Source organism: Ferrovibrio sp. (assembly GCF_964218355.1).
Taxonomy (GTDB): Bacteria; Pseudomonadota; Alphaproteobacteria; order Ferrovibrionales; family Ferrovibrionaceae; genus Ferrovibrio.
Genome location: NZ_CAXPMC010000003.1, coordinates 84,016 through 106,895 on the forward strand (window position 1 = coordinate 84,016; position 22,880 = coordinate 106,895).

25 protein-coding genes are annotated in these 22,880 nt (G+C 66.1%); 10 read left to right on the plus strand and 15 right to left on the minus strand.

Annotation, left to right across the window (positions count from 1 at the left end; genetic code table 11):
* Positions 1-24: 24 nt before the first annotated feature.
* Positions 25-900: a LysR family transcriptional regulator gene (locus ACEQZY_RS00740; RefSeq protein ID WP_370151604.1), complete on the minus strand. Its 876-nt coding sequence runs from the start codon at positions 898-900 to the stop codon at positions 25-27.
* A gap of 96 nt (positions 901-996) precedes the next feature.
* Between ACEQZY_RS00740 and ACEQZY_RS00745 the strand changes: the two genes are divergently transcribed.
* The 4 genes from ACEQZY_RS00745 (at position 997) to zapE (ending at position 5,889) form a co-directional block, all read left to right on the plus strand.
* Positions 997-1,962, plus strand: coding sequence for an NAD(P)H-dependent flavin oxidoreductase (locus ACEQZY_RS00745; RefSeq protein ID WP_370151606.1), 966 nt, complete (start codon positions 997-999; stop codon positions 1,960-1,962).
* Positions 1,959-3,023, plus strand: coding sequence for an NAD(P)H-dependent flavin oxidoreductase (locus ACEQZY_RS00750; protein WP_370151608.1), 1,065 nt, complete (start codon positions 1,959-1,961; stop codon positions 3,021-3,023). Before ACEQZY_RS00745 ends, ACEQZY_RS00750 begins: the two co-directional genes overlap by 4 nt.
* 120 nt (positions 3,024-3,143) lie before the next feature.
* Positions 3,144-4,643, plus strand: a complete 1,500-nt coding sequence (locus tag ACEQZY_RS00755; protein ID WP_370151610.1) for a CoA-acylating methylmalonate-semialdehyde dehydrogenase — start codon at positions 3,144-3,146, stop codon at positions 4,641-4,643.
* A gap of 94 nt (positions 4,644-4,737) precedes the next feature.
* On the plus strand, positions 4,738-5,889 hold the full coding sequence (gene zapE / locus ACEQZY_RS00760; RefSeq protein ID WP_370151612.1) for a cell division protein ZapE: 1,152 nt from the start codon (positions 4,738-4,740) through the stop codon (positions 5,887-5,889).
* Here zapE and ACEQZY_RS00765 read toward each other — a convergent pair.
* From ACEQZY_RS00765 to ACEQZY_RS00795, 7 genes are all read right to left on the minus strand, one after another.
* Positions 5,886-7,232, minus strand: a complete 1,347-nt coding sequence (locus ACEQZY_RS00765; RefSeq protein ID WP_341702314.1) for a pentapeptide repeat-containing protein — start codon at positions 7,230-7,232, stop codon at positions 5,886-5,888. The genes zapE and ACEQZY_RS00765 overlap by 4 nt on opposite strands.
* Before the next feature lie 56 nt (positions 7,233-7,288).
* Positions 7,289-8,080, minus strand: a complete 792-nt coding sequence (locus tag ACEQZY_RS00770) for a succinate dehydrogenase iron-sulfur subunit (RefSeq protein WP_341702313.1) — start codon at positions 8,078-8,080, stop codon at positions 7,289-7,291.
* Positions 8,081-8,100: 20 nt separating this feature from the next.
* Positions 8,101-9,888 (minus strand): succinate dehydrogenase flavoprotein subunit, encoded by a 1,788-nt coding sequence (gene sdhA, locus ACEQZY_RS00775; protein ID WP_370151615.1) that lies wholly within the window; start codon positions 9,886-9,888, stop codon positions 8,101-8,103.
* Positions 9,889-9,892: 4 nt separating this feature from the next.
* Positions 9,893-10,288 carry a succinate dehydrogenase, hydrophobic membrane anchor protein gene (sdhD, locus tag ACEQZY_RS00780; protein ID WP_341702310.1) on the minus strand — a complete coding sequence of 132 codons (396 nt, stop codon included), beginning with the start codon at positions 10,286-10,288 and terminating at the stop codon, positions 9,893-9,895.
* An 11-nt stretch (positions 10,289-10,299) separates the two neighbouring features.
* A complete protein-coding gene (sdhC, locus tag ACEQZY_RS00785) occupies positions 10,300-10,686 on the minus strand; it encodes a succinate dehydrogenase, cytochrome b556 subunit (RefSeq protein ID WP_341702309.1) in 387 nt (128 codons plus the stop codon).
* 233 nt (positions 10,687-10,919) lie between these two features.
* On the minus strand, positions 10,920-12,005 hold the full coding sequence (locus tag ACEQZY_RS00790) for a MaoC family dehydratase (protein WP_341702308.1): 1,086 nt from the start codon (positions 12,003-12,005) through the stop codon (positions 10,920-10,922).
* 102 nt (positions 12,006-12,107) lie between these two features.
* Entirely contained in the window at positions 12,108-12,986 is an 879-nt protein-coding gene (locus ACEQZY_RS00795) for a CoA ester lyase (RefSeq protein ID WP_341702307.1), read from the minus strand.
* Positions 12,987-13,115: 129 nt separating this feature from the next.
* Between ACEQZY_RS00795 and pdxY the strand changes: the two genes are divergently transcribed.
* Positions 13,116-13,970: a pyridoxal kinase gene (gene pdxY / locus ACEQZY_RS00800; RefSeq protein WP_341702306.1), complete on the plus strand. Its 855-nt coding sequence runs from the start codon at positions 13,116-13,118 to the stop codon at positions 13,968-13,970.
* 18 nt (positions 13,971-13,988) lie between these two features.
* On the opposite strand, the gene ACEQZY_RS00805 is transcribed toward pdxY, so the two are convergent.
* The 3 genes from ACEQZY_RS00805 to ACEQZY_RS00815 all read right to left on the minus strand — a co-directional run bounded on the left by ACEQZY_RS00805 (position 13,989) and on the right by ACEQZY_RS00815 (position 16,192).
* Positions 13,989-14,492 (minus strand): PAS domain-containing protein, encoded by a 504-nt coding sequence (locus ACEQZY_RS00805; protein ID WP_341702305.1) that lies wholly within the window; start codon positions 14,490-14,492, stop codon positions 13,989-13,991.
* Between the two features lie 100 nt (positions 14,493-14,592).
* A complete protein-coding gene (locus tag ACEQZY_RS00810) occupies positions 14,593-15,621 on the minus strand; it encodes an aspartate-semialdehyde dehydrogenase (protein ID WP_370151619.1) in 1,029 nt (342 codons plus the stop codon).
* 175 nt (positions 15,622-15,796) lie between these two features.
* Positions 15,797-16,192: a nuclear transport factor 2 family protein gene (locus ACEQZY_RS00815; RefSeq protein ID WP_341702303.1), complete on the minus strand. Its 396-nt coding sequence runs from the start codon at positions 16,190-16,192 to the stop codon at positions 15,797-15,799.
* Between the two features lie 168 nt (positions 16,193-16,360).
* On the opposite strand from ACEQZY_RS00815, the gene ACEQZY_RS00820 reads away from it, so the two are divergent.
* From ACEQZY_RS00820 to ACEQZY_RS00835, 4 genes are all read left to right on the plus strand, one after another.
* Positions 16,361-16,840 (plus strand): DUF1348 family protein, encoded by a 480-nt coding sequence (locus ACEQZY_RS00820; RefSeq protein ID WP_370151621.1) that lies wholly within the window; start codon positions 16,361-16,363, stop codon positions 16,838-16,840.
* 38 nt (positions 16,841-16,878) lie between these two features.
* Positions 16,879-17,439 (plus strand): TetR/AcrR family transcriptional regulator, encoded by a 561-nt coding sequence (locus tag ACEQZY_RS00825; protein WP_370151624.1) that lies wholly within the window; start codon positions 16,879-16,881, stop codon positions 17,437-17,439.
* 63 nt (positions 17,440-17,502) lie between these two features.
* Positions 17,503-18,423 (plus strand): glutathione S-transferase family protein, encoded by a 921-nt coding sequence (locus ACEQZY_RS00830; protein ID WP_341702300.1) that lies wholly within the window; start codon positions 17,503-17,505, stop codon positions 18,421-18,423.
* Between the two features lie 14 nt (positions 18,424-18,437).
* On the plus strand, positions 18,438-19,043 hold the full coding sequence (locus ACEQZY_RS00835) for a 2-hydroxychromene-2-carboxylate isomerase (RefSeq protein ID WP_341702299.1): 606 nt from the start codon (positions 18,438-18,440) through the stop codon (positions 19,041-19,043).
* Here the strand turns inward: ACEQZY_RS00835 and ACEQZY_RS00840 are convergent.
* On the minus strand, positions 19,040-19,675 hold the full coding sequence (locus ACEQZY_RS00840; RefSeq protein ID WP_370151626.1) for a LysE family translocator: 636 nt from the start codon (positions 19,673-19,675) through the stop codon (positions 19,040-19,042). The two genes, ACEQZY_RS00835 and ACEQZY_RS00840, sit on opposite strands and share 4 nt — an antisense overlap.
* 40 nt (positions 19,676-19,715) lie before the next feature.
* Between ACEQZY_RS00840 and ACEQZY_RS00845 the strand changes: the two genes are divergently transcribed.
* Entirely contained in the window at positions 19,716-20,228 is a 513-nt protein-coding gene (locus ACEQZY_RS00845; protein ID WP_341702297.1) for a 2'-5' RNA ligase family protein, read from the plus strand.
* A 6-nt stretch (positions 20,229-20,234) separates the two neighbouring features.
* On the opposite strand, the gene ACEQZY_RS00850 is transcribed toward ACEQZY_RS00845, so the two are convergent.
* From ACEQZY_RS00850 to leuD, 3 genes are all read right to left on the minus strand, one after another.
* Complete coding sequence (locus ACEQZY_RS00850) at positions 20,235-20,849, minus strand: glutathione S-transferase family protein (RefSeq protein ID WP_370151628.1); 615 nt, start codon at positions 20,847-20,849, stop codon at positions 20,235-20,237.
* 160 nt (positions 20,850-21,009) lie between these two features.
* Positions 21,010-22,122, minus strand: a complete 1,113-nt coding sequence (gene leuB, locus ACEQZY_RS00855; RefSeq protein WP_370151630.1) for a 3-isopropylmalate dehydrogenase — start codon at positions 22,120-22,122, stop codon at positions 21,010-21,012.
* A gap of 132 nt (positions 22,123-22,254) precedes the next feature.
* On the minus strand, positions 22,255-22,878 hold the full coding sequence (leuD, locus tag ACEQZY_RS00860; RefSeq protein WP_341702294.1) for a 3-isopropylmalate dehydratase small subunit: 624 nt from the start codon (positions 22,876-22,878) through the stop codon (positions 22,255-22,257).
* Between the last annotated feature and the right edge of the window lie 2 nt (positions 22,879-22,880).

The window sequence follows — 22,880 nt, forward strand, 5'->3', positions numbered from 1 at the left end:
AGAATAAAATTCTAGAAGAAAATTCTAGTGCGGGCCCTCCCCGGGGAAGCACCCGGTAAAGGCGCGCATCGCCGCGCTCTCCGGCACGTCGCGCCGGCGCACGAAGAGGGTTTCGACCCGGCCCTGGGCCGGCGGGATCGGGTGCAGGCGCAGGGCAGCATGCAGGGTGCTTTTCTCGACCGCGGCGCGAGGCAGCAGGGTGACGCCGACATTGGCGCTGACACAGCCAAGCATGCCCTCGAGGGTGCCGAATTCGAGGCGCCGGAACGGCATCCAGCCTTCGCCCGACAGATATTGCTCGAGCCGCTGCCGGTAGGAGCAGCCGGTGCGGAACACCACAGCGGTTGGCGCGGGATTGGCCTGGCGATAGGCGGCGAGATCGGGCCAATCCTGCGCCATGACAAGGACAAGCTCCTCCTCCACCAGCGGCAGGGTGGCAAGGTCCGGGTGTTCGACCGGCGCGGCGACGAAGGCACCGTCGAGGCTGCGGTCCAGCACCTGGTCGAGCAGGGCGGCGGTGGTGCCGGTGCTGATATCCAGCGTCACATCAGGATGGCGCGCATGATACCGGGCCAGCAGGGCGGGCAGGCGCACGGCGGCCGTGGTTTCCATGGTGCCGATTGCCAGCATGCCACCAATCCCGCCGTCTTCCTGCGCCGCCTGTCGAGCTTCGGCGGCCAGTGCCAGAATCTGGCCGGCATAGGGCAGCAGCCGCCGGCCGGCCGCCGTCATGCGCATGCCGCGGCTGTGACGGGTGAACAGCGCGACACCCAGGCGTTCCTCCAGCAGCCGGATGCGGGTGGTGACATTGGACTGGACGGTGTTCAGTTCGCCGGCGGCACGGCTGATGCTGCCGCAGCGGGCCACGGCGGCGAAGCAGGTCAGGTCCGATAGCTCCATGATATCTCAATTTAAGATGGGTAATATCATTTCTTTTCGTTATTCAAGATATCATGGGGCCACTAAACTGCCACGGCAATTATTCGCGAGAGCCCGATGACCCTGACCACGGCCCTGACCCGCCGGCTCGGCATTCGTCACCCCATCATCTCGGCGCCGATGCATGTCGTCGGAGGCGGGGCCCTGGCCGCCGCCGTGAGCGCGGCCGGCGGGTTGGGGCTGATCGGCGGCGGCTACGGCGATTCCAGCTGGCTGGACAGCCAGTTCGATATTGCCGCCGGACAGCGGGTCGGCGTCGGCTTCATCACCTGGTCGCTCCGGAAATCACCCCCGCTGCTCACCGGCGTTCTCAGGCGGAAACCCGCCGCCGTGATGCTGTCGTTCGGTGATCCCCGCCCCTTTGTCGATGAAATCCGTGCGGCCGGCGCGCTGCTGATATGCCAATGCCAGAACATCGACCATGTCTGGGATGCGATCGATGTCAGAGCCGATGTCATCGTCGCCCAGAATGCGGAAGCCGGCGGGCATGGTGCGCTTCGGGGCGCATTGTCCTTCGTTCCGGAGGCGGCGGATTTGATCGCCAGCCATGCGCCGCAAGCGATCCTGGTGGCTGCCGGCGGAATCGCTGATGGCAGGGGTCTGGCCGCCGCACTGACACTCGGTGCCGAGGGCGTGCTGGTCGGGACCCGCTTCTGGGCGTCTTCGGAAGCGCTGGTGCACCGGCGCCATCACGAGGCGATCCTTGAAGCAACCGGCGACGAGACGATCCGGACAACGGTCGTCGATATTGCGCGGCAGATCCCATGGCCGCGCGGTTTCACGGCGCGGGTCCGGCGCAATGCTTTCACGCAGCGCTGGCATGGCCGTGAGGCCCTGCTGGAGCAGAATGTGGCGGTCGAGGGGCCACGCTACAGGCGGGCTTTCGCAGAAGGCGATCCGGACAATACCGGTGTCTGGTTCGGGGAGGCCGCAGGCATCATCGGCACGATCTCGCCCGCCGCCGCGATTGTTGAAACAATGGTGCAGCAGGCCGATGCCATCTTCAGGAGGATCGCTTCATGAGCAATGCGCTGTGCCGTCGTCTCGGCATCGAACACCCTGTTCTGCTGGCCCCGATGGCCGGCGAGGCGGCGAAGCCGGCGCTGGCCGCCGCGGTATCCGGTGCGGGCGGTCTCGGCATGCTGGGTTGCGGCTACATGACGCCGCAGGCGGTGCGTGACACCATCCGGGCGATCCGCGCCACAACGGACAGACCATTCGGCATCAACCTGTTCACGCCACTGGACTGGACTGCCGACCCGGAAAAGATGGTGGCCTACCGGGCGCAGCTTGCTGCCGCTCATGCCGATCTGGGCATCCCCGAACCAGATATCCCGAACAAATACGAGGAAAGCTATGCCGAGCAGCTGGCCGTCATCCTCGATGAGGCGCCGCCGGTCTTCGGCTGCACCTTCGGTATCCCCGGACCCGACGAAATGGCGGCATTGAAGGCACGCGGAATTCTCGTGGTCGGGACAGCAACCACGGTTGCGGAAGCGGTGGCGCTGGAGGCGGCCGGCGTCGACGCCGTTGCCGCCCAGGGTGCCGAGGCCGGTGGCCACCGCGGCAGTTTTCTCGTGCCATTCGACGCGGCACTGATCGGCACCATGGCACTGGTGCCGCAGATCGTATCGGCCGTGTCCGTGCCGGTCATCGCCGCTGGCGGTATCGCCGACGGGCGTGGTGTGGCGGCTGCGCTTTGTCTCGGTGCCCAGGCGGCTGCCATCGGCACCGGGTTCCTGCTGGCCGACGAGGCAGGGCTGAATATGGCCTATCGCGGCGCGCTGCAGGGCGGTGGTGTGCATGACACGGTGCTGACCCGCGCTTTTTCCGGCCGGCCCGCCCGCGGTATCCGCAACGCATTTCTTGAGCGCCTCGCCGGCAGCGACGCCGAGATTCCGGACTATCCGGTCGCCAATGCCATGAGCCGCACCATGCGCGCTGCTGCGGCGAAAGCCGGTCGGGCCGAATACCTGTCGCTGTGGGCCGGCCAGGCCGGCGCGCTGGCGCGGGCCGAGCCGGCGGCCGCGATATTGCACCGCGTCATGGCCGAAGCGCGGCAGGCGCTGGTCCAGGCTCTGTAGGCAGGTGGGGTCGCCGGCGGAATCCGGGGCCGGCTCTTGCCTTCACCGGGCCTGCCGGTAGAGTCTGGGGGACAAGGCGACAATCCTGACCGAGTGGTCAATTTCCCGCAGGAGTGCGTAATGGCGAAAGAGCTGCATCATTTCATCGGCGGCAAGCAGGTAGCCGGCAAGTCCGGCCGGTTCCTGGATGTCTACAATCCGACCACCGGCGAAGTCAGCGCCCGGTCGCCGCTGGCGACGAAGGCCGAGGTCGAGGCGGCGATTGCCGACAGCCAGCGTGCATTCGCCGAATGGAGCGCAACCTCACCGCTGGTGCGGGCGCGTGTCATGTTCAAGTTCAAGGAGCTGTGCGAGAAGCATGCCGACGAACTGGCGCTGCTGATCTCGAACGAGCATGGCAAGGTGGTCTCGGATGCCAAGGGCTCGCTGCAGCGCGGCCTCGAGGTGGTGGAATTCGCCTGCGGCATCCCGCATCTGCTGAAGGGCGAATATTCCGACAGCGTGGCGCGCGGTATCGACGTCTACTCGATGCGCCAGCCGCTTGGCGTGGTCGCCGGCATTACCCCGTTCAACTTTCCGGCCATGGTGCCGATGTGGATGTTCGCCGTCGCCATCGCCGCCGGCAACACCTTCATCCTGAAGCCTTCCGAGAAGGACCCGTCCTGCCCGCTGCGGCTGGCCGAACTGATGCTGGAGGCCGGGGCGCCGGCCGGTGTGCTGAACTGCGTGATCGGCGACAAGGAATCGGTCGATACCCTGCTGACCGATCCACGCATCCAGGCCGTCAGCTTCGTCGGCTCGACGCCGATTGCCCAGTATGTCTATGCCACCGCCGCCGCGCATGGCAAGCGCGTCCAGGCGATGGGCGGCGCCAAGAACCACATGATCATCATGCCCGATGCAGACATGGACCAGGCCGTCGATGCGCTGATGGGTGCCGGCTACGGCTCGGCCGGCGAGCGCTGCATGGCTGTCTCGGTGGCCGTGCCGGTCGGCAAGGCCACTGCCGACAAGCTGGTCGAGGCGCTGGCGCCGCGGGTGCGCGCGCTGAAGGTCGGCCCCGCCACCGACAAGGACAGCGAGATGGGTCCGCTGGTGACCGCCGAGCATCTGGCCAAGGTGCGTGGCTATGTCGATACCGGCGTGAAGGAAGGCGCCAAGCTGGTGGTGGATGGCCGCGGCATGAAGCTGCAGGGCTACGAGAACGGGTTTTTCCTCGGTGGCTGCCTGTTCGACAACGTGACATCCGACATGCGGATTTACAAGGAAGAGATTTTCGGCCCGGTCCTGTCGGTCGTGCGCACCGAAAATTTCGAGGAAGCCGCGCGGCTGCCGACCGAGCATGAATACGGCAACGGCGTCGCCATCTTCACCCGCGACGGCGATGCCGCCCGTGACTTCGCCGCCAAGGTGCAGGTCGGCATGGTTGGCATCAACGTGCCGATCCCGGTGCCGCTGGCATTCCACAGCTTCGGCGGCTGGAAGCGCTCGGCCTTCGGCGACATGAACCAGCATGGCCCCGAGGGTGTGCGTTTCTATACCAAGGTCAAGACCGTCACCTCGCGCTGGCCGACCGGAATCCGCTCGGGCGCAGAGTTCATCATGCCGACGATGAAGTGACCGGCAGGGATGTGACCGGCGACGGTATGCAGAAAGCGGGCGGCAGGGTAACCTGCCGCCCGTTGCATTTCCGCGGAAGCCAAAATCTGCCCGTATGAGCGTTCTCGAGACCTACCGACAGAAACTAGCCGCTGGCGAGCTGGCGGAAGACCCGGCCCAGGAACTGGCTGCCGAAAAGCTGGAACTGCTGAGCCGGCGTCTGGTGCAGTACCGACCGGGTGGCGAAGATACCTGGCTGCAGAAACTCAGCTTCGGGCGCAAGCGCGAGCCGGTGCCGCAGGGCCTCTATGTCTACGGCGATGTCGGTCGCGGCAAATCGATGCTGATGGACCTGTTCTTCGAGGCCGCCCCCGTCGGGCGGAAACGCCGGGTGCATTTCCATGCCTTCATGCAAGAAGTGCATGCTGAGATCTTCCGCTATCGCAAGCTGGCCGAGGACGACCCGGAAAAGAAGCGGGGTGGCGACGACCCAATCCGGCCGGTCGCGAAAAAGATTGCCGAAGCCGCATGGCTGCTCTGTTTCGATGAGCTGCAGGTGACCGACGTCGCTGATGCGATGATCCTGGGCCGGCTTTTCGAGAAGCTGTTCGACCGCGGCGTCGTCGTGGTCGCAACCTCGAACCGGGCGCCTGATGCGCTGTACCAGGGCGGTCTGAACCGGCCCCTGTTCGAGCCGTTCATCGCCCTGTTCAAGGACAAGCTGGATGTGCTGCATCTTGCCGCCAGCCGTGACTATCGCCTGCAGCGCCTGAGTCGCGAGAAGGTCTGGTTCAGTCCGCTGGGGGCGGCGGCAACGGCATCGCTGGACCGTGCCTTCGCCTTGCTGACCGACGATGCAGACGGCGCGCCAGCCGAGATCGAGCTGCTCGGGCGCAAGCTCCAGGTGCCGCGGCAGGCGCGCGGCGTGGCACGGTTTGCGTTCGACGATCTTTGCGTTCAGCCGCTGGGCCCGGCGGATTTCCTTGCCGTCGCGGGCACCTATCACACGGTGATGATCGATGGTATCCCGACCCTCGGTCCGGCCAGCCGCAATGAGGCGAAGCGCTTCGTGACGCTGGTCGATGCATTATACGAGGCGAAGGTGAAGCTGATGGCAACCGCGGCGGCGCCGCCGGAGACGCTGTATCCGGAAGGCGACGGGGCCTTCGAGTTTCAGCGCTGCGTGTCGCGGCTGAACGAGATGCAGAGCGAAGAATACCGGGCCCTGCCGCATGCCGGCCCGGGCCCGGAGCAGAAGCCGGCTTAATTCGGCAGCAGCAGGTCGCGGGCGCGGTCGATGCGGGCGCCGGTCAGCTGGGCGCCGAGAAGATTGGCGCCCTCGAAGCGACCGTCAGTCAGGTCGGCGCCGGTGAGGACCGCCTCGCGCAGATCGGCTTCGCGCAGATCGGCGCCAACCAGGCTGGCGCCGTCGAGATTGGCAGTAACCAGCAGGGCCTTTTTCAGCTTGGCGGCACCGAGGTTGGTGCGTGCGGTGCGGGCATTCTGGCCATCGTCGCGGATCGCCGACAGGTTGGCGCCGGACAGGTCGGCCCCGTCCAGCGTGGCGCGCGCAAAGCTGGCGCCGCGCAGATTGGCACGACCCAGATCGGCTTCGCGCAGGTCGGCGAAATTCAGACGGGCGAGGGCGAGATTGGCATTGGTCAGCACGGTGCGCACCAGGCAGGCGCGCTCCAGCAGGGCCCCCATCAGGTTGACGCCCCGCAGGTCGCGGCCGGTGAAATCGAAATCGCTGAGATCGGCGCGGATGCCGTCCTGGCCCTCCGTGCGCACCCAGATTTCATGCTGGCGCAGCACTTCGTCGAGATCCTCCGGTGCATGGCGCGAGGCTGCGGCGAAGATGGCGGCTGCGAGTTCCGGCAGGCTGCGGGCGGCTTCGTCGACGATGGCACCACGCAGGTCGGCGCCGGCAAAATTGGCGCCGGTGATGCTGGCGCCCGACATCGAGGCGCCGGCCAGGTTGGCGCCGGAAAAATCGGATGCCTTGAGATCGGCATTTTCCAGCCGGGCCGACATCAGCTGCGCCTTGCGCAGGTCGGCACCGGACAGGTTGCTGTCGCCCAGATTGGCATCGGCGAAATCGGCATGCAGGGCAAAAGCCCGGGCGAGCTGGGCGCCCGACAGGTCGGCACGCTGCGCCGAGGCGCCGGACAGGTCGATGGCGCGGCGAATGCTGTCGCTGTTGATGTTGCCTTCGCCATCATAGGTTGGCGTCAGGGCTTCGGCGCCATTCGATTCGGCCAGGTTGGCATCGTTCAGGCCGGCGGCCCGCAGGCAGGCGCCGCGCAGGTCGGCCCAGCGCAGGTCGGCCCCGTCCAGGGTGGCGTTGCGGAAGTCCGACCCGCCACATTTCGACATCGACAGCCGGGCGCCATCGAGCCGGGCACGGTGCAGCCGGGCGCCGGTCAGGTCGGCCAGGGTCAGGTTGACCCCGGTCAGATCGGCATCGGACAGGTCGGTAAAGGCAAGGATGGCCGGTTTCGCATCGGGCTTGCCGGCGAGATGGGCCTCATGCTCGCGCAGGATGTCGCGCAGTCTTTCCGCGCCAACGCGTGTCAGGGTCGCGGGAGCCCCGCGGGTGAAATCGCCCATTCTGGCCGCAGCCTGCATCATCTGCCCAAACCGAATCGCAGGCAGTGTAACGTGAACTAGCCGCGGCGTTCCACCATCAGCTTCTTGATTTCACCGATCGCCTGGGCCGGATTAAGGCCCTTCGGGCAGGTCTGCGCACAATTCATGATGGTGTGGCAGCGGTACAGCCGGAACGGGTCTTCCAGGTTGTCGAGACGCTCGCCGGTCATCTCGTCGCGGCTGTCGGCGATCCAGCGATAGGCCTGCAGCAGCACGGCCGGGCCGAGGTAACGGTCGGAATTCCACCAGTAGCTCGGGCAGGAGGTCGAGCAGCAGGCGCAGAGGATGCACTCGTAGAGACCGTCCAGCTTCTTGCGCTCTTCCGGCGACTGCTTGCGCTCGCGTGCTGGCGCCGGGCTCTGTGTCTGCATCCATGGCTTGATGGAGGCATACTGGGCGTAGAAGTTGGTCAGGTCCGGCACCAGGTCTTTCACCACCGGCATATGCGGCAGCGGATAGATCTTCACGTCGCCGTCGACATCCTCGCAGGACTTGGTGCAGGCCAGCGTGTTGCCGCCGTCGATATTCATCGCGCAGGAGCCGCAGACGCCCTCGCGGCAGGAGCGCCGGAAAGTGAGTGTCGGATCGATCTCGTTCTTGATCTTGATCAGGGCATCGAGAACCATCGGGCCGCAGTCGTTCATGTCGACTTCGTAGGTGTCGATCTGCGGGGTCTTGCCGTCATCCTGGTTCCAGCGGTAGACGCGGAACTTCTTGATCCGGCGCTCCTCGCCTGGCTGCGCTGGCGGCAGCGACCAGGTCTTGCCCTCGGTGATCTTCGAATTCTTCGGCAGCGCGAACTCGGCCATGGGGAGCTATCCTTGTCTTCTCAGTAGACGCGCTTCTTGGGTTCGATATACGAGACCTCGTTGGTCATCGTGTAGGTGTGCACCGGGCGGTAGTCGATGGTAACGCCGCCCTTGTCGTTCATCCACGACAGGGTGTGCTTCATCCATTCGCCGTCATCACGCTCGGGGTAATCCTCGCGGGCATGGGCGCCGCGGCTTTCCTTGCGGTTTTCAGCCGAATGCATGGTCACCACGGCCTGACGGATCAGATTGTCCAGTTCCAGCGTCTCGACCAGATCGGAATTCCAGACCATCGAGCGGTCGGCCACGTCGATCCCCGGCATCAGCTTGTAAACTTCGTCGATCAGGCCGACGCCTTCCTTCAGCACGTCGCCCGTGCGATAGACCGCGCAGTTGTTCTGCATGGTCCGCTGCATCTTGTCGCGAATCTTCGCGGTCGGCTGGTCGCCCTTGGCATTGCGGAAATGGTCGAGCCGCGCCAGCGCCTCGTCACCGGCCTTCGGCATGTCCTTGTGTTTGCCGCCCTTGTCGACGACCTGGGCGGCGCGGATGGCTGCGGCGCGACCGAACACCACGAGATCGATCAGCGAATTCGAGCCGAGCCGGTTGGCGCCGTGCACCGAGACGCAGGCGGCCTCGCCGACAGCCATCAGGCCGGGCACCACGCTGTCGGGGTTGCCGTCCTTCAGGGTCAGCACCTCGCCGTGATAATTGGTCGGAATGCCGCCCATGTTGTAATGCACGGTCGGCAGCACCGGGATCGGCTGCTTGGTGACGTCGACGCCGGCGAAAATCTTGGCGCTTTCCGAGATGCCGGGCAGGCGTTCGTGCAGGATTTTCGGGTCAAGATGATCGAGATGCAGGAAGATGTGGTCCTTGTTCTTGCCGACGCCGCGGCCTTCTCGGATCTCCATGGTCATCGCGCGGCTGACCACGTCGCGCGAGGCCAGGTCCTTGGCCGACGGCGCATAACGCTCCATGAAGCGCTCGCCTTCGGAATTCACCACATAGCCGCCTTCGCCGCGCGCGCCTTCGGTGATCAGGCAGCCGGCGCCGTAGATGCCGGTCGGGTGGAACTGCACGAATTCCATGTCCTGCAGGGGCAGGCCGGCGCGCAGCACCATGCCGCCGCCATCGCCGGTGCAGGTATGGGCGGAGGTGCAGGAGAAATATGAGCGGCCATAACCGCCGGTGGCCAGGACCACCGTATGGGCGCGGAAGCGGTGGATGCTGCCATCGGCCAGGTTCCAGGCCATGACGCCGCGGCAGGCACCGTCCTCGTCCATGATCAGGTCGAGGGCGAAATACTCGATGAAGAACTCGGTGTCGAATTTCAGCGACTGCTGGTACAGGGTATGCAGCATCGCGTGGCCGGTGCGGTCGGCGGCGGCGCAGGTGCGCTGGGCCGGCTCGGCGCCGAAATTCTTGGTCATGCCGCCGAAGGCGCGCTGGTAGATCTTGCCTTCCGCCGTGCGGCTGAACGGCATGCCGAAATGCTCGAGTTCGAGCACGGCAGGTACCGCCTCGCGGCACATGTATTCGATCGCATCCTGGTCGCCCAGCCAGTCCGACCCCTTCACGGTGTCGTACATGTGCCAGCGCCAGTTATCCTCGCCCATGTTGCCGAGCGAAGCCGAGATGCCGCCCTGGGCGGCAACGGTGTGGCTGCGGGTCGGGAAGACCTTGGAGATGCAGGCGGTCTTCAGGCCGGCCGCAGCCATGCCCATGGTGGCGCGCAGGCCGGCGCCGCCGGCACCGACGACGACGACATCGTAATAGTGGTCCTGGACCTGGTAGCTGGCGGTCATGGCGTTAGGCTCCGAAGAACAGCTTGAGCACCGAGAGGGCGGCGATGCCGCCGACCACGAAGACGGCGAAAGTGACGGCCAGCAGCGCAACCACCTTGGTGCCCTCGGTGTGGACGTAATCCTCGATCACCACCTGCAGGCCGAGACGCAGATGCCAGAACACGGCCAGCACCGCCAGCAGGGCGACGATGGCAAGCAGAGGGTTGCGGAAGGCGGCGGCCACGGTGGCATGGTCGGCACCGGCTAGTTTCAGCAGGGCAACCAGCATGGCCAGCGCGAGCGGAACCAGGGCAATCGCGGTGACGCGCTGCATCCACCAGTGCTGCACGCCCTCCTTGGCCGAGCCGAGGCCGCGCACGCTCTTCAGCGGACTGCGCATCGAGTCTTTCGTGTTGCTCATCGGGCGCTTCCTCAGTTCCAGGCGTAGGCGAGAATCCAGGCAATCACGGTCAGCAGGACCGAGCCGCCGATCACCAGCCAGGAGGACCGGTTGGCCACCGGCAGGGTGAAACCGCGGCCGGTATCCCAGACCAGGTGCCGGATGCCACTCAACATGTGGTAGAACAGGGCCCAGGTGAAGCCGAACAGCACCAGCCGGCCGAACCAGGAGCCGAGCACCATCTGTACGAAGGCGTAATAGTCGGGGCCGGCGGCGGCGGCCAGCAGCCACCAGGCCAGCAGCAGGGTGCCGGCCGACAGACCGATGCCGGTTGCCCGGTGCAGGATCGACGTGGCCATGGTGACCGGCCAGCGATAGATCTGGAGGTGGGGGGAGAGCGGTCGTTCGACGTTCGCCATCTTCTATGCGCCTTCGAGTGGGGACGGCGCGCCGCGGACCGATGGAATACCGGGCCAGATCAGCGCCCCGAAAGCGGCCCCGATACTAGTCCCGGAGGCCGCGTAGTCAACGATTGGGCGTCCTGTTTTTAACGATCTAAGCCCCGCCGCTGCAAGGGAATTTACCGTCGGACGGGGTGCCGCGGGGAATGCCCTGCGAGCGGTTCGCAATCAGGGGTGTGCCGCGCCGGCCGTCAGCCCCGCCGCTTTTCGCGCCGCGGCATCAGCACCCAGTAATCGAGGTCCAGCACCACGCTGTCGGGGTATTTCCCGGTGGTGTCCTTGTCGGGAAACCCGGCCGCCGGCTGGTCCTTCAGGGCCACGGTGCGGATGCGCAATACCCCGGCATCGGTGCGGTCTTCCAGCTCGGCCTTGTCCAGCACCTCCGACCAGGCATAGATCGTGTTGCCGGCGGCGGTCGGATTGACGTGACGGCCGCCATTGATCGCGACCACGAAGGCGGCATTGGCGAGGCCGTTGAAGCTGATCGACCGGGCCAGGCTGATCACGTGGCCGCCATAGACCAGACGGCGACCCGGTTTCTCCTGGTCCTGGCTCATCTGAGTCTGACGGAACTGGTCGAAATGTACCTTGGCGGTGTTCTGGTACAGCCGGGTGGCCAGCATGTGCTCGGCTTCCTCGATGGTGAAGCCGTCGACATGGTCAATCTTCTCGCCGGTGGCATAATCCTCCCAGCCATGCGGGCTGCCGGCCAGGACCCAGTCGTAATGGGCGAAATCGGCCCCTGGCGGGGTGCGCAGGCGTTCGGGAGCGACGATCGCGTTGAAAGTCGGGACCCGTTCGGCCGGGGCGGGCGCATTCTCGTCGCGCTTTCTGACCATCACCCAGCGGATATAGTCGACCACCAGCTCGTTGCCGTCCTTGTAGCCCTGGCTGTGCACATAGACGACGCCGGTTTTCCTGTTCGAGTTTTCCTTCAGGCCGATCACCCGCGATACCGTGTGGATGGTTTCGCCGGGAAAGACCGGCGCCATCCAGCGGCATTCGGCATAGCCGAGATTGGCGACCGCGTTCAGCGAGATGTCCGGCACGGTTTTGCCGAAGACGATGTGGAAGGCCAGCAGGTCGTCGACCGGCGCCTGCCGGAAACCAAGCTTGTGGGCGAAGCTGTCTGCCGACTGCACCGGGAACCGCCCGCCATAGAGCGCCTGATAGAGGGCAACGTCGCCGGGCGTAACGGTGCGCGGTGTGGCGTGGCGGATTTCCTGGTCGAGGCGGAAATCCTCGAAGAAATTGCCCGGATTGGTCTTGTCGCTCATGCCCGAATCTCCCAACAAAGCACTCACCCCTATCGTCTGTCCCTGCCTCGCGGAGAGGGACGGGTCCGTCGCGTCAGCGATAGGAGGGTGCCGCGTATACTGTCACGCCGCCCGCAGTTTTTCGATCTGTGCCGCCAGTGCCGCCAGTCGTTTTGCCTGCTCGACATGCAGGTTCTCGATCAGCTTGCCGTCGACCAGCACCACCGCCTTCCCTTCCTGCATCGCGCCCTCGAAGGCGGCAATGATCCTGAGGGCATAGGCAACCTGGCCGGGTGTCGGCGCGAAGACGCGGTTGGCGGTATCGATGGTTTTCGGGTGGATCAGGGTTTTGCCGTCAAAACCGAGTTCGAGGCCCTGACGGCAGGCCGCCTCGAAGCCACTCGCGTCGTCAAGGTCGAGGTGTACGCCATCGAGGATGGCCAGCCCCCAGGCGCGGGCCGCCAGCAGACAGAGGCCGAGCGCCGTGATCACCGGCAGGCGCAGCGGCGTATGCTGCGCGTTCAGGTCCTTCACCAGATCGGACGTGCCCATCACAAGGGCGCCCAGACGCGGCGAGGCGGCGGCAATGGCTTCCGCGTGCAGGATGCCCTTCGGCGTTTCCATCATGCACCAGATCGCGGTCTTTTCCGGCGCGCCATGCTGCTTCAGAAGGGCCTCGGCCTCCTGCACCTGGGCGGCCGTCTCCACCTTGGGCAGCAGCACGGCATCGGGCCCGGCCTTGGCGGCGGCGATGATGTCGTCGCGGCCCCAGGGGGTGTCGAGACCGTTGCTGCGGATGATCAGTTCGCGGCCGCCATAGCCACCGGCCTGCACCGCCGCACAGACCTGGTCGCGGGCCAGCGCCTTCGCATCCGGGGCGACGGCATCCTCAAGATCGAGGATCAGGGCATCGGCCGCCAAGGTCTTCGCCTTTTCCAGCGCCCGGGCATTCGAACCCGGCATATACAGCACGCTGCGGCGGGGACGGGCGGTCATGGCCATCGGACACCTCGGAATGTTGCGATGCAATAATTGTGGTCGGCGCCACTATAAACGGGGCCCGGGGCATGGCAAGGTTTCCCCCGCGTCACGAATTGTTCGTCTAATGACTATAGCGCGGATCGAACGGCCATGCGTGTGCTAGCCATCCAGAGCCAGGTGATCTTCGGCCATGTCGGCAACAATGCCGGTGTCTTTCCGCTGCAGCGGCAGGGGATCGAAACCTGGGCGCTGCCGGCGGCCGTGCTGGCCTTCAATCCTTCCTATGGCCCGCCGGCGATGCGCCCCTCGGAACCGGCCGAGATCGATGCCTGGATTGCCGCGCTGCAGACGCGGCCGGAATGGCGGCAGATTGATGCCGTGCTGCTCGGCTGGCTCGGCAACCCGCGCACCGCGGAGGCTGCCGGCCGTGCGGCCCAGGCGGTGAAGGCGGCCAACCCGAATGCGGTCTTCCTCTGCGATCCCGTCATGGGCGACAGCGACACCGGCCTCTATGTACAGGATGCCCTGCCGCCTTTCATCCGCGACCACCTGCTGCCGCAGGCCGACATCGCCACGCCAAACGGTTTCGAGCTGGAATATCTGGTCGGGCGCAAGGTCGAGGACCTGCCCGGGGCCATGGCCGCCTGCGACGAGCTGCGCGCCCGCGGGCCGCGCACCGTGATTGCCACCACCCTGCACCGGCGCGACGGTGGCCGGGGCATGCTGGAGGCCCTGCTGGTCAATGACCAGGGCGCCTGGCTCTGCGGCGTGCCGAATCTCGGCAAGGACCTGCCGAAAGGGGCCGGCGACCTCTTCGCGGCATTGTTTCTCGCCCGTATTCTCAAGGGGCGCACGCCGAAAAAGGCCCTGCTGTTCGCGATGGCCGGGACCTATGCGATGCTGCGCGATGCATTGGAGAACCGGCTGCCGGAAATGCGCATGGCCGTGGCGCAGGAGGCGTTCAGCAGCCCGGACCATCTGCCGGATATCGAGCGCGTGCGCTGAACTGCCCTGGCCGGCAGCCTACAGCATCTCCTGCAGCACCTCGCCGCGCTCGTCGTAGAAGATGGTGGTGCCGAACAGCATGTCGACATCGTGGCCATTCGCCGCCAGCGGCAGGATCATCCGCTCAAGCTCGACGGCATTGTGGTTGAAGCGGAAGCGCGGCCGGCCGCGGCGATAGGCCGGCGTGGCGTGCCGGACGCAGGCGACCCAGGCGCCGTTCATCGCGGCATCGCTGTTGAATTCCGGCTCGAACTCGTCCAGCCAGCGGCCGGTCTTGGCCTCGCCGAAGCCGAGGTCGACATGGCTGCCAACCAGCCGGAAGCGGAATCGCGGAATCTGTCCGCCGGGGGCCGGCGGATGCACTTCCATCAGCCAGACATGGGGCAGCAGACGGGGAATCGCCGTCGGATCGACATGCTGGCGGCCCGGCAGCAGCCCGGCTGCCGGCGCGATGCCGTGCCAGTAGGCATGGGCGTCCCGCATCACCGGATGGGCCGAATCGGGCAGGGCAAAGGCTGTCATGGTGTTTCAGTCTGCGGCGGCAGCGATGAGCAAGCGGTAAACAAAGCGGGCGCCGGTTGGACCGGCGCCCGTTGCCGAGAGTTGGTCAGTGGGCGGATCGTCAGGCTGCCTGCTTGCGCAGCAGATGCTGCGAGACCAACTCTTCGGCGATCTGCACCGCGTTCAGTGCCGCGCCCTTGCGCAGATTGTCGGAAACCACCCACAGCGCGAGGCCGTTCTCGACGGTGAAGTCCTCGCGGATGCGCGACACGAAGGTGGCATAGTCGCCGGCGCATTCCAGCGGCGTGATGTAGCCGCCGGGCTCGCGACGGTCCATCACCTGCACGCCCGGCGCGACCGAGAGAATCTCGCGGGCCTCCTCGGCCGACAGCGGCTGCTCGAACTCGATGTTCACGGCTTCGGAATGACCGATGAAGACCGGCACGCGCACGCAGGTGGCCGTCAGCCTGATCTTCGGGTCGAGGATCTTCTTGGTTTCGGCCGTCATCTTCCATTCTTCCTTGGTGTAGCCGTCGTCGAGGAAGACATCGATATGCGGGATGACGTTGAAGGCGATCTGCTTGGTGAACTTCTGCTTCTCGACCGGGTCGTTGACGAAGATCGCCTTGGTCTGGCGCTCCAGCTCGGTGACGCCGTCGTTGCCGGCGCCCGAGACGGACTGGTAGGTCGAAACGACGACACGCTTGATGGTGGCGCGGTCATGCAGAGGCTTCAGGGCGACGACGAGCTGTGCGGTCGAGCAGTTCGGGTTGGCGATGATGCCCTTCTTGCGGAAGCCGGCCAGCGCGTCCGGATTCACTTCCGGCACGATCAGCGGCACATCGGGATCCATGCGCCACTGGCTGGAATTGTCGATCACCACCGCGCCCTGGGCGGCCACGCGCGGCGCCCATTCCTTCGCGGTGGCACCGCCGGCCGAGAACAGCGCGATGTCGGTGCCGGTGAAATCGAAATCCTCCAGCGCCTTCACTTTGATCTTCCGGTCGCCGAAATGGGCGTCCTTGCCGACCGAGCGGCGGGAGGCCAGGGCGACGACTTCCGAGACCGGGAAGTTGCGTTCGTGGAGGATGTTGAGCATTTCGCGGCCCACCACACCGGTGGCGCCGACGACGGCGACCTTGTAGGTCATGACGTACCTTCTTTCTCTCTGTCCGGCAGGTCGGCACCCGGCGGAACCTGGAAAACACGAGGACTATGTTGGTGCCCGGCAGGCCGTGCCCGGCAGGCGAGGCGGAAACTAGGCCCGGATTTGCCGGCTTTCAAGCGGGAAATTGCACCGCGACAAGCCCCCCGGCGTCCGTCTGTCAGGCGTCGTCCGTCAGGTCGTAGTGGAAGACCTTGGAAATGATCTGCCAGCGCCCGTCGATCTTTATCAACGTCAGGAAATCGTTGAAGAATTTCGGTCCTATGGCGCATTCCACATGGGCGAAGGCCGTCACCGGGCCGGCGAAGCGGATTTCAACGATGCGGTCCCGCCGGGTCTCGTTGCGGCTGGCCGGCGGTTCGCGCTTTTCCACGATGGGGAAATACTCCCCCATGCCCAGATGCAGCAGACTGCCATCGGTGGCACAGGCATAGCGGGCCTGGGGATGGAAGACGCGGCCAAGCCGTGCCGTGTCACAGTAATACAGCCCGTCGAAATACTCGCCCAGCACCGCGGCCACCGCCGCATAACCCGGATCGTTCACCGCTGCGGTCATCGCCGTCTCCTCTGCCGGTTCCATCTTTGTCGGTCCCCGTGGCAGCTAGGGCGGTCCGTGGCGGCTGGCCAGAAGGCACCGGATGGTAAGCACCGGCCGCCCTCTTGCGCGGTGCATCGGATGAGCTATTGTACCGAAGGGTACAATAGTCGGGCAAGGAGACACCCGATGACCCGACCGCCCCTGCCGCCTTTCGATGCCGAGACCGCCGCCCGCAAGGCGCGCATGGCCGAGGATGCCTGGAACAGCCGCGACCCGGCCCGGGTGGCTCTGGCCTATACGGAAGACAGCCGCTGGCGTAACCGGGCGGAATTCTTCTCCGGGCGCGGCCTGATCGAGGAGTTTCTCACGCGCAAATGGCAGCGCGAGCTGGATTACCGCCTGGTCAAGGAGGTCTGGGCCTTCACGGATCACCGCATCGCCGTGCGCTTCGCCTATGAATGGCACGACGACAGCGGCCAGTGGTACCGCAGCCATGGCAACGAGCAGTGGGAATTCGATGCCGAAGGCCTGATGCGCCGCCGCGAAGCCAGCATCAACGACGTCCGCATCACCGAGGCCGACCGCAGGTTCCGCTGGCCGTGCACGGAAGAGAACAAGGGGCGGCGGCCCGACGACCATCCGGGCCTCAGCGAGCTCGGTCTCTGAGGCCTGCGGGCGGCGGCGCATTGCGCTAGGATGATGTCATGCCTGCCGCCCTGATATCCCGCGACGACGCTGTGGCCCGCCTCGGCGACGTGTTCCGTGAACACGGGTTCGAGGGGGCGTCGCTGACCGCGATCACCGCTGCCACCGGGCTCGGCAAGGGCAGCCTGTACAACTACTTCCCCGGCGGCAAGGACGAGATGGCGGCGGCCGTGCTGGCCCATGTGGATGGCTGGTTCGAGCGCGAGATTTATGCGCCGTTGCGCGAGGCCGGGGATGTGCCGGCCGCCATCGCCGCCATGTTCGACAACACCGACAGATATTTCCGCGGCGGCGGCCGCATCTGCCTGGTCGGGGCCTTCGCGCTGGATGCCACGCGCGACCGTTTCGCCGCCGCCGTGCAGGATTATTTTCGCCGCTGGATCGACGCACTGGCGAAAGCTTTGGAGCAGGGCGGGGCGCGCCAGCCGGTGGCGCTGGCCGAGGCGGCCGTTGGCGGCATTCAGGGCGCCCTGGTGCTGGCCCGGGCGCTCAACGAGCCGGCCGCCTTCCGCCGCCAGATCGACCGCCTGCAGGCGATGCTGCTGTCTGCCCTTGCCTGACGCTGGGGCAGCGCCCCTAATATGACCACCGGCATCATAAAAAGACGTATCCGGGAGGAACGCATGACCGGGATCATCCTGCATCATTATGGCGCTTCGCCGTTTTCCGAAAAGGTGCGCATCGCCTTCGGCATCAAGGGGCTGGCCTGGCATTCGGTTACCATCCCGCCGGCGATGCCCAAGCCCGACCTGCTGCCGCTGACCGGCGGCTACCGCAAGACCCCGGTGATGCAGATCGGCGCCGACGTGTATTGCGACACCCAGATCATCCTGCGCGAGATCGAGCGGCGCCATCCGGCGCCGGGCCTGTTCCCCGGCCTGGCCAGGGGCCTCGCCGAGGGCACGGCCTTCTGGGCCGACCATCAGCTGTTCGGCGCGGCCGTGGCGGTCGCCTTCGGGATCATGGGTGAGCATATGCCCGATGCTTTCCTCGAGGACCGTTCGAAATTCTCCGGCCGGCCGATCGACCGCACGAAGCTGAAACTGCAGGCCGCGGTGATGACCGGCACGCTGCGCGCCCATCTCGGCTGGATCGAGCAGGCGCTGGCGGATGGCCGCGTGTTCCTCTACGGCGATGCGCCCAGCCTGGCCGACCTTGCCGTCTATCACTGCGTCTGGTTCGTGCGCGAGCGGGCGAAGTCGGATGCGCTGGCCGATTATGCGAAACTGAATGCCTGGGCCGACCGCATGAAGGGCTTCGGCCATGGCGAGAAGATCGACCTCACCTCGGCCGCCGCCCTGCAGATCGCCCGCGAAAGCGAGCCGGCGCCGGTTTCCGGTGGCGTTGCCGCCAACGCGCTCGGTTTGTCCGCTGGCAGCCGGGTGACCGTCACGCCCGACGATACCGGCCGCGACCCCGTCACCGGCGAGCTGGTGGCGCTGGACGCGCAGAGCGTGACCCTCCGCCGCGACAGCCCGGAGACCGGCGTCGTGCATGTGCATTTCCCGCGCGCCGGCTTCGTCCTCGTGCCGGCCAAGGCCTGAGACAGGGTCGAGCCATGGTGAAGCAGATCGATTTCTACTACGACGTCTCCAGCCCCTGGACCTATCTTGCCTTCACCAACATCCAGCCGCTGGCCCGCGACGAGGGCGCGACCGTCAGCTGGAAACCCTTCCTCGTCGGCGGCGTGTTCAACGCGGTGAACCCGACCATGTACCGCATGCGCGAGAATCCGGTGCCGGCCCGCGATGCCTGGGTGAAAAAGGACATGCAGGACTGGGCGAAGCTCGCCGGCCTGAAGATCGTCTTTCCGCCGAAGGTCTTCCCGGTCAATCCGGTCAAGGCCTTGCGCGCCCTGCTCTGGGCCAAGGGAGAAGGCAAGGAAGTCGAATTGGCGAAGGCTTTCTTCGAACTCTACTGGTCCGAGGATCGCGACATCAGTCAGGACGATGTGGTGGCCGAAGCTGCGAGCCGGGCCGCTCTCGATCCGGCCGCGCTCGCCAATGCCATCACCGAACCCGGCGTGAAGGAACAGCTGAAGGCCAATACCGACGAGCTGATCGCCCGCGGCGGCTTCGGTTCGCCGAGCATTTTCGTCGGCAACGAGATGTTCTTCGGCAACGACCGCCTGCCACTGGTGCGCGAGGCTTTGCGGCGCGGCTAGCTGCGCCGCAGCAGCCCCGGCCCGGCATGGGCGAGCGCCTGCAGGCCGAAGCCGATGAAGATGGCGCCCGAGATGCGCGTCACCCACAGCTCGTGGCGGCGATACAGCCGTCGCACCGGTGCCACGCCGATCACCCAGAGCAGGATCACGTCGGCGGCGAGGAAGCCGGCGCAGGCCGCCGCCAGCAGGGGCGGCAGGGCTGCCCAGCTTAAGTGTGCGGCCTGCGCCGCCAGCAAAGCCGTGAACATCGCCAGTGCCACCGGATAGCCCTTCGGGTTGGTCAGGCCGAAGGCAAGGCCGCGCAGGTAAGGCCGGCGCACGTCGGAACTCAGGCGGCCGTCGGCGCCGGGGCGGGCGCGCAGCGCGCGGGTGCCGAGCCAGACCAGATAGCAGCCGCAGACCACGCCCAGCAGGTCGAAGACGAGCGTGCCGAGGCTGGCCGAGCCGATGATGGCGACCAGCGCCAGCGCCGACCACACGATGTCGCCGGCGAAATGCCCGGCGATGAAGCCAAGCCCCGCGCGGCGACCCTGGCCGGCGCCGATGCCCAGTAATGCGAGAAAGGCCGGGCCGGGGGTCAGCACATAGGCGGCTCCGGCCAGGGCGGCGGCAAGATACAGCGAGAAATCCATGGCGGTGGTCCGTGCGGGAAGGAGGAGTTAGATTAACCCGATGCTGGCGGCGATAGCGATACCGGAATTCGACGCGGGCGCGGCCGGCTGGATCGCCGCCCTGCGTGCCGCACACGACCCGCAGCAGGATCGCGTGCCGCCCCATGTGACGCTGGTCTTTCCGCAGGCTGCCGACGAGGCGAGCCTGCTGGCGCGGCTGCAGGCGGTGGCACAGGCGACGCAGCCCTTCGCGGCCGGGTTCGACCGCCTCGGCCGCATGGACGATTCCTACAATCCGAAATACCGGCATCTCAATGTGCTGCATGCCGATGCGGCCGGGGCGGCCGCGCTGACCGTTCTGCATGCGGCGCTGAACGCGGTGCCGTCTCCCGATTACGCCGCCCATGTCACCGTGGCCCGCTTTGGCGCGGTCTACTGCGCGAAGGCGCTGGAACGCCAGCTTGGCGGTAGTGCCCTGCGACCGGTGCTGAGTGCGCGATTCAGCGGGCTGCAGCTGCTGCGGCTGGAAAACGGTGCGGTACGGGTGCTGGCCGATCTGCCGTTTGCGGACTGAGGCCCCTCAGGGATTTTCCAGCGGATGCGCCCTGAAGGCAGGCAGGGCCTCGGCGCGGTCGCGCAGACCCTCGAGATGGCCGTAGCGGCCATCCGCAACGCTTTCCTTCAGCATCACATGCAGGAAGCTCATGGTCACGGCGACGCTGATATCGGCCATGCTGAAATGCTCGCCCTGCAGCCATGGCCCCTGCGGCTGGTCGTTCAGTGCCGACAGGCCGCCCTCCACCTGCCGCAGCAGGTGTTCGCGCCAGGGTCCGTGCACCTTTTCGGCCGGGCGGCGACGCACCTCGTAGATGGCGGCCACCGCCTTGTCGAGCACACCGCTGGCGATCGCCATCAGCCGCAGACAGTCGCGCCGCGCCTTGCCGTGCGGCGGCACCGGGCTTTTCGCCGGGCCGACCAGTTCCATCAGATAGTCGAGAATGGCGCCGGATTCGATCAGCCGGTCGCCGTCATCGAGTTCCAGAACCGGCACGCGGCCGACCGGATTGACCTGCAGGCCGCGCGCGGGATCGGCGGTCACCGACAGATATTCGCGTTCATGCGGCACGTCGAGCAAGGTCATGGCAATGGCGACGCGCCGCGTATAGGGCGACAGGTTGCGGCCGATCAGCTTCATCGATCATTCCCCCCGGACGATACGGACCAGAGGCTTGCCGATTTTGCTGCGCTGCACAAGCGGCGAAGGCGCGCTATCTACAGGAAGATGGCAGATGTCACAAAAAAACGCCGGTCCTGCACGGACCGGCGTTTCTGTGAGGTGACGATTGACGCGTGCGTCAGGCGGCCAGCTTGTCGAGTTCCTTCAGCAGGGCGTCGCCCATGCCGCCGGTGCCGACCTTGGCACTGCCGCCGCCGAGATCGGCGGTACGCACGCCGCTCTTCAGCACATTCTCGGCCGCCTGGTCGATCAGGTCGGCATCGGCACCGAGGTCGTAGGCATAGCGCAGGGCCATCGAGAAGCTCTGGATGGTGGCGAGCGGGTTGGCGACACCCTTGCCGGCGATGTCCGGTGCCGAGCCGTGCACCGGCTCGAACAGGGCCATGCGGCGGCCGGTGGCCGGGTCGGCGGCACCGATCGAGGCCGAGGGCAGCATGCCAAGCGAGCCGGTCAGCATCGCCGCCTCGTCGGACAGGATGTCGCCGAACAGGTTGTCGGTCACCATCACGTCGAACTGCTTCGGGTTGCGCACCAGCTGCATGGCGCCGTTATCGGCATACATGTGCTCGAGCTGCACGTCCTTGTACTTCTCCTGGTGCAGCCTGGTGACTTCCTCGCGCCACAGCACGCCGGATTCCATCACATTGGCCTTTTCCAGCGAGGTGACCTTGTTGCCGCGCTTACTGGCCAGTTCGAAGGCCACGGCGGCCACGCGGCGGATTTCGCTGGTGGTGTAGACCTGCGTGTTCACGCCCTTGCGTTCGCCGTTCAGCAGGGTCTCGATGCCGCGCGGCTGGCCGAAATAGACGCCGCCGGTCAGTTCGCGCACGATCATGATGTCGAGGCCCTTCACCAGCTCCGGCTTCAGGCTGGATGCCTCGACCAGCGCGTCGAAGCACTTGGCCGGCCGCAGGTTGGCGAACAGGTCCATTTCCTTGCGCAGGCGCAGCAGGCCGCGCTCGGGCTTCTGGGCGAAGGGCAGGTTGTCCCATTTCGGGCCGCCCACGGCGCCCAGCAGCACCACGCCGCAATCCAGCGCGTCCTGCATCGTTTTGTCTGCAAGGGGAGTGCCGTGCTTGTCGAAGGCGGCGCCGCCGACCAGGTCTTCCTTGACGTCGAAGGAGACATGCCGGCGCTTGTCCATCCATTCGATGACGCGACGGACCTCGCCCATCACCTCGGGGCCGATCCCGTCGCCGGGCAGCATCAGCATGGTACGGTTGGAAGCCATTCGATTTTCCTCTGTCCTTTAATGCGTCATGCCCGGGCCTGACCCGGGCATCCACGTCTTTGGTTTTAAAAACTCGTGGATGGCCGGCCGAAGAAGCGATTCCTGGGTCCGGCCATGACACGGATGGGGTGGTTACCGCCCGGCCTGGGCGTAGAGCCAGGGCTGGGTGCCGTGCTGCTTCGTCTCGAAGCTGTCGATCTTCGACTTCTTCTCCAGCGTCAGCCCGATATTGTCCAGCCCGTTCAGCAGGCAGTGCTTCTTGTGGGCGTCGATCTCGAACCTGATGGTGCCGCCATCGGGGCCCTTGATCTCCTGTTTCTCCAGGTCGACGGTGACGCGGGCATTCTGGCCGCGCTTGGCGTCGTCCATCAGCTTGTCGACGTCCTCCTGCGGCAGCTTGATCGGCAGGATGCCGTTCTGGAAGCAGTTGTTGTAGAAGATGTCGGCAAAGCTCGGCGCGATCACGCAGCGGATGCCGTAATCGAGCAAAGCCCAGGGGGCATGCTCGCGCGACGAGCCGCAGCCGAAATTGTCGCCGGCGACCAGGATCTGCGCGCCCTTGTACTGGGCCTGGTTCATGAAGAAGTCCGGCACCGGCTTGCCGTCCGGGGTCTCGCGCAGCTCGAAGAACAGGCCTTTCGCAAGGCCGGTGCGCTCGACGGTCTTCAGGAACTGCTTGGGGATGATCATGTCGGTGTCGACATTGATCATCGGCAGCGGGGCGGCGACGGCGGTCAGCGTGGTGAACTTGTCCATTC

What these genes read in the sequence shown, in the direction of transcription:
- ACEQZY_RS00740 (WP_370151604.1), bottom strand. Translation starts at nt 900, where the DNA reads ATGGAGCTATCGGACCTGACCTGCTTCGCCGCCGTGGCCCGCTGCGGC.
- ACEQZY_RS00745 (WP_370151606.1), top strand. Translation starts at nt 997, where the DNA reads ATGACCCTGACCACGGCCCTGACCCGCCGGCTCGGCATTCGTCACCCC.
- ACEQZY_RS00750 (WP_370151608.1), top strand. Translation starts at nt 1,959, where the DNA reads ATGAGCAATGCGCTGTGCCGTCGTCTCGGCATCGAACACCCTGTTCTG.
- ACEQZY_RS00755 (WP_370151610.1), top strand. Translation starts at nt 3,144, where the DNA reads ATGGCGAAAGAGCTGCATCATTTCATCGGCGGCAAGCAGGTAGCCGGC.
- zapE (WP_370151612.1), top strand. Translation starts at nt 4,738, where the DNA reads ATGAGCGTTCTCGAGACCTACCGACAGAAACTAGCCGCTGGCGAGCTG.
- ACEQZY_RS00765 (WP_341702314.1), bottom strand. Translation starts at nt 7,232, where the DNA reads ATGGGCGATTTCACCCGCGGGGCTCCCGCGACCCTGACACGCGTTGGC.
- ACEQZY_RS00770 (WP_341702313.1), bottom strand. Translation starts at nt 8,080, where the DNA reads ATGGCCGAGTTCGCGCTGCCGAAGAATTCGAAGATCACCGAGGGCAAG.
- sdhA (WP_370151615.1), bottom strand. Translation starts at nt 9,888, where the DNA reads ATGACCGCCAGCTACCAGGTCCAGGACCACTATTACGATGTCGTCGTC.
- sdhD (WP_341702310.1), bottom strand. Translation starts at nt 10,288, where the DNA reads ATGAGCAACACGAAAGACTCGATGCGCAGTCCGCTGAAGAGCGTGCGC.
- sdhC (WP_341702309.1), bottom strand. Translation starts at nt 10,686, where the DNA reads ATGGCGAACGTCGAACGACCGCTCTCCCCCCACCTCCAGATCTATCGC.
- ACEQZY_RS00790 (WP_341702308.1), bottom strand. Translation starts at nt 12,005, where the DNA reads ATGAGCGACAAGACCAATCCGGGCAATTTCTTCGAGGATTTCCGCCTC.
- ACEQZY_RS00795 (WP_341702307.1), bottom strand. Translation starts at nt 12,986, where the DNA reads ATGGCCATGACCGCCCGTCCCCGCCGCAGCGTGCTGTATATGCCGGGT.
- pdxY (WP_341702306.1), top strand. Translation starts at nt 13,116, where the DNA reads ATGCGTGTGCTAGCCATCCAGAGCCAGGTGATCTTCGGCCATGTCGGC.
- ACEQZY_RS00805 (WP_341702305.1), bottom strand. Translation starts at nt 14,492, where the DNA reads ATGACAGCCTTTGCCCTGCCCGATTCGGCCCATCCGGTGATGCGGGAC.
- ACEQZY_RS00810 (WP_370151619.1), bottom strand. Translation starts at nt 15,621, where the DNA reads ATGACCTACAAGGTCGCCGTCGTCGGCGCCACCGGTGTGGTGGGCCGC.
- ACEQZY_RS00815 (WP_341702303.1), bottom strand. Translation starts at nt 16,192, where the DNA reads ATGACCGCAGCGGTGAACGATCCGGGTTATGCGGCGGTGGCCGCGGTG.
- ACEQZY_RS00820 (WP_370151621.1), top strand. Translation starts at nt 16,361, where the DNA reads ATGACCCGACCGCCCCTGCCGCCTTTCGATGCCGAGACCGCCGCCCGC.
- ACEQZY_RS00825 (WP_370151624.1), top strand. Translation starts at nt 16,879, where the DNA reads ATGCCTGCCGCCCTGATATCCCGCGACGACGCTGTGGCCCGCCTCGGC.
- ACEQZY_RS00830 (WP_341702300.1), top strand. Translation starts at nt 17,503, where the DNA reads ATGACCGGGATCATCCTGCATCATTATGGCGCTTCGCCGTTTTCCGAA.
- ACEQZY_RS00835 (WP_341702299.1), top strand. Translation starts at nt 18,438, where the DNA reads ATGGTGAAGCAGATCGATTTCTACTACGACGTCTCCAGCCCCTGGACC.
- ACEQZY_RS00840 (WP_370151626.1), bottom strand. Translation starts at nt 19,675, where the DNA reads ATGGATTTCTCGCTGTATCTTGCCGCCGCCCTGGCCGGAGCCGCCTAT.
- ACEQZY_RS00845 (WP_341702297.1), top strand. Translation starts at nt 19,716, where the DNA reads ATGCTGGCGGCGATAGCGATACCGGAATTCGACGCGGGCGCGGCCGGC.
- ACEQZY_RS00850 (WP_370151628.1), bottom strand. Translation starts at nt 20,849, where the DNA reads ATGAAGCTGATCGGCCGCAACCTGTCGCCCTATACGCGGCGCGTCGCC.
- leuB (WP_370151630.1), bottom strand. Translation starts at nt 22,122, where the DNA reads ATGGCTTCCAACCGTACCATGCTGATGCTGCCCGGCGACGGGATCGGC.
- leuD (WP_341702294.1), bottom strand. Translation starts at nt 22,878, where the DNA reads ATGGACAAGTTCACCACGCTGACCGCCGTCGCCGCCCCGCTGCCGATG.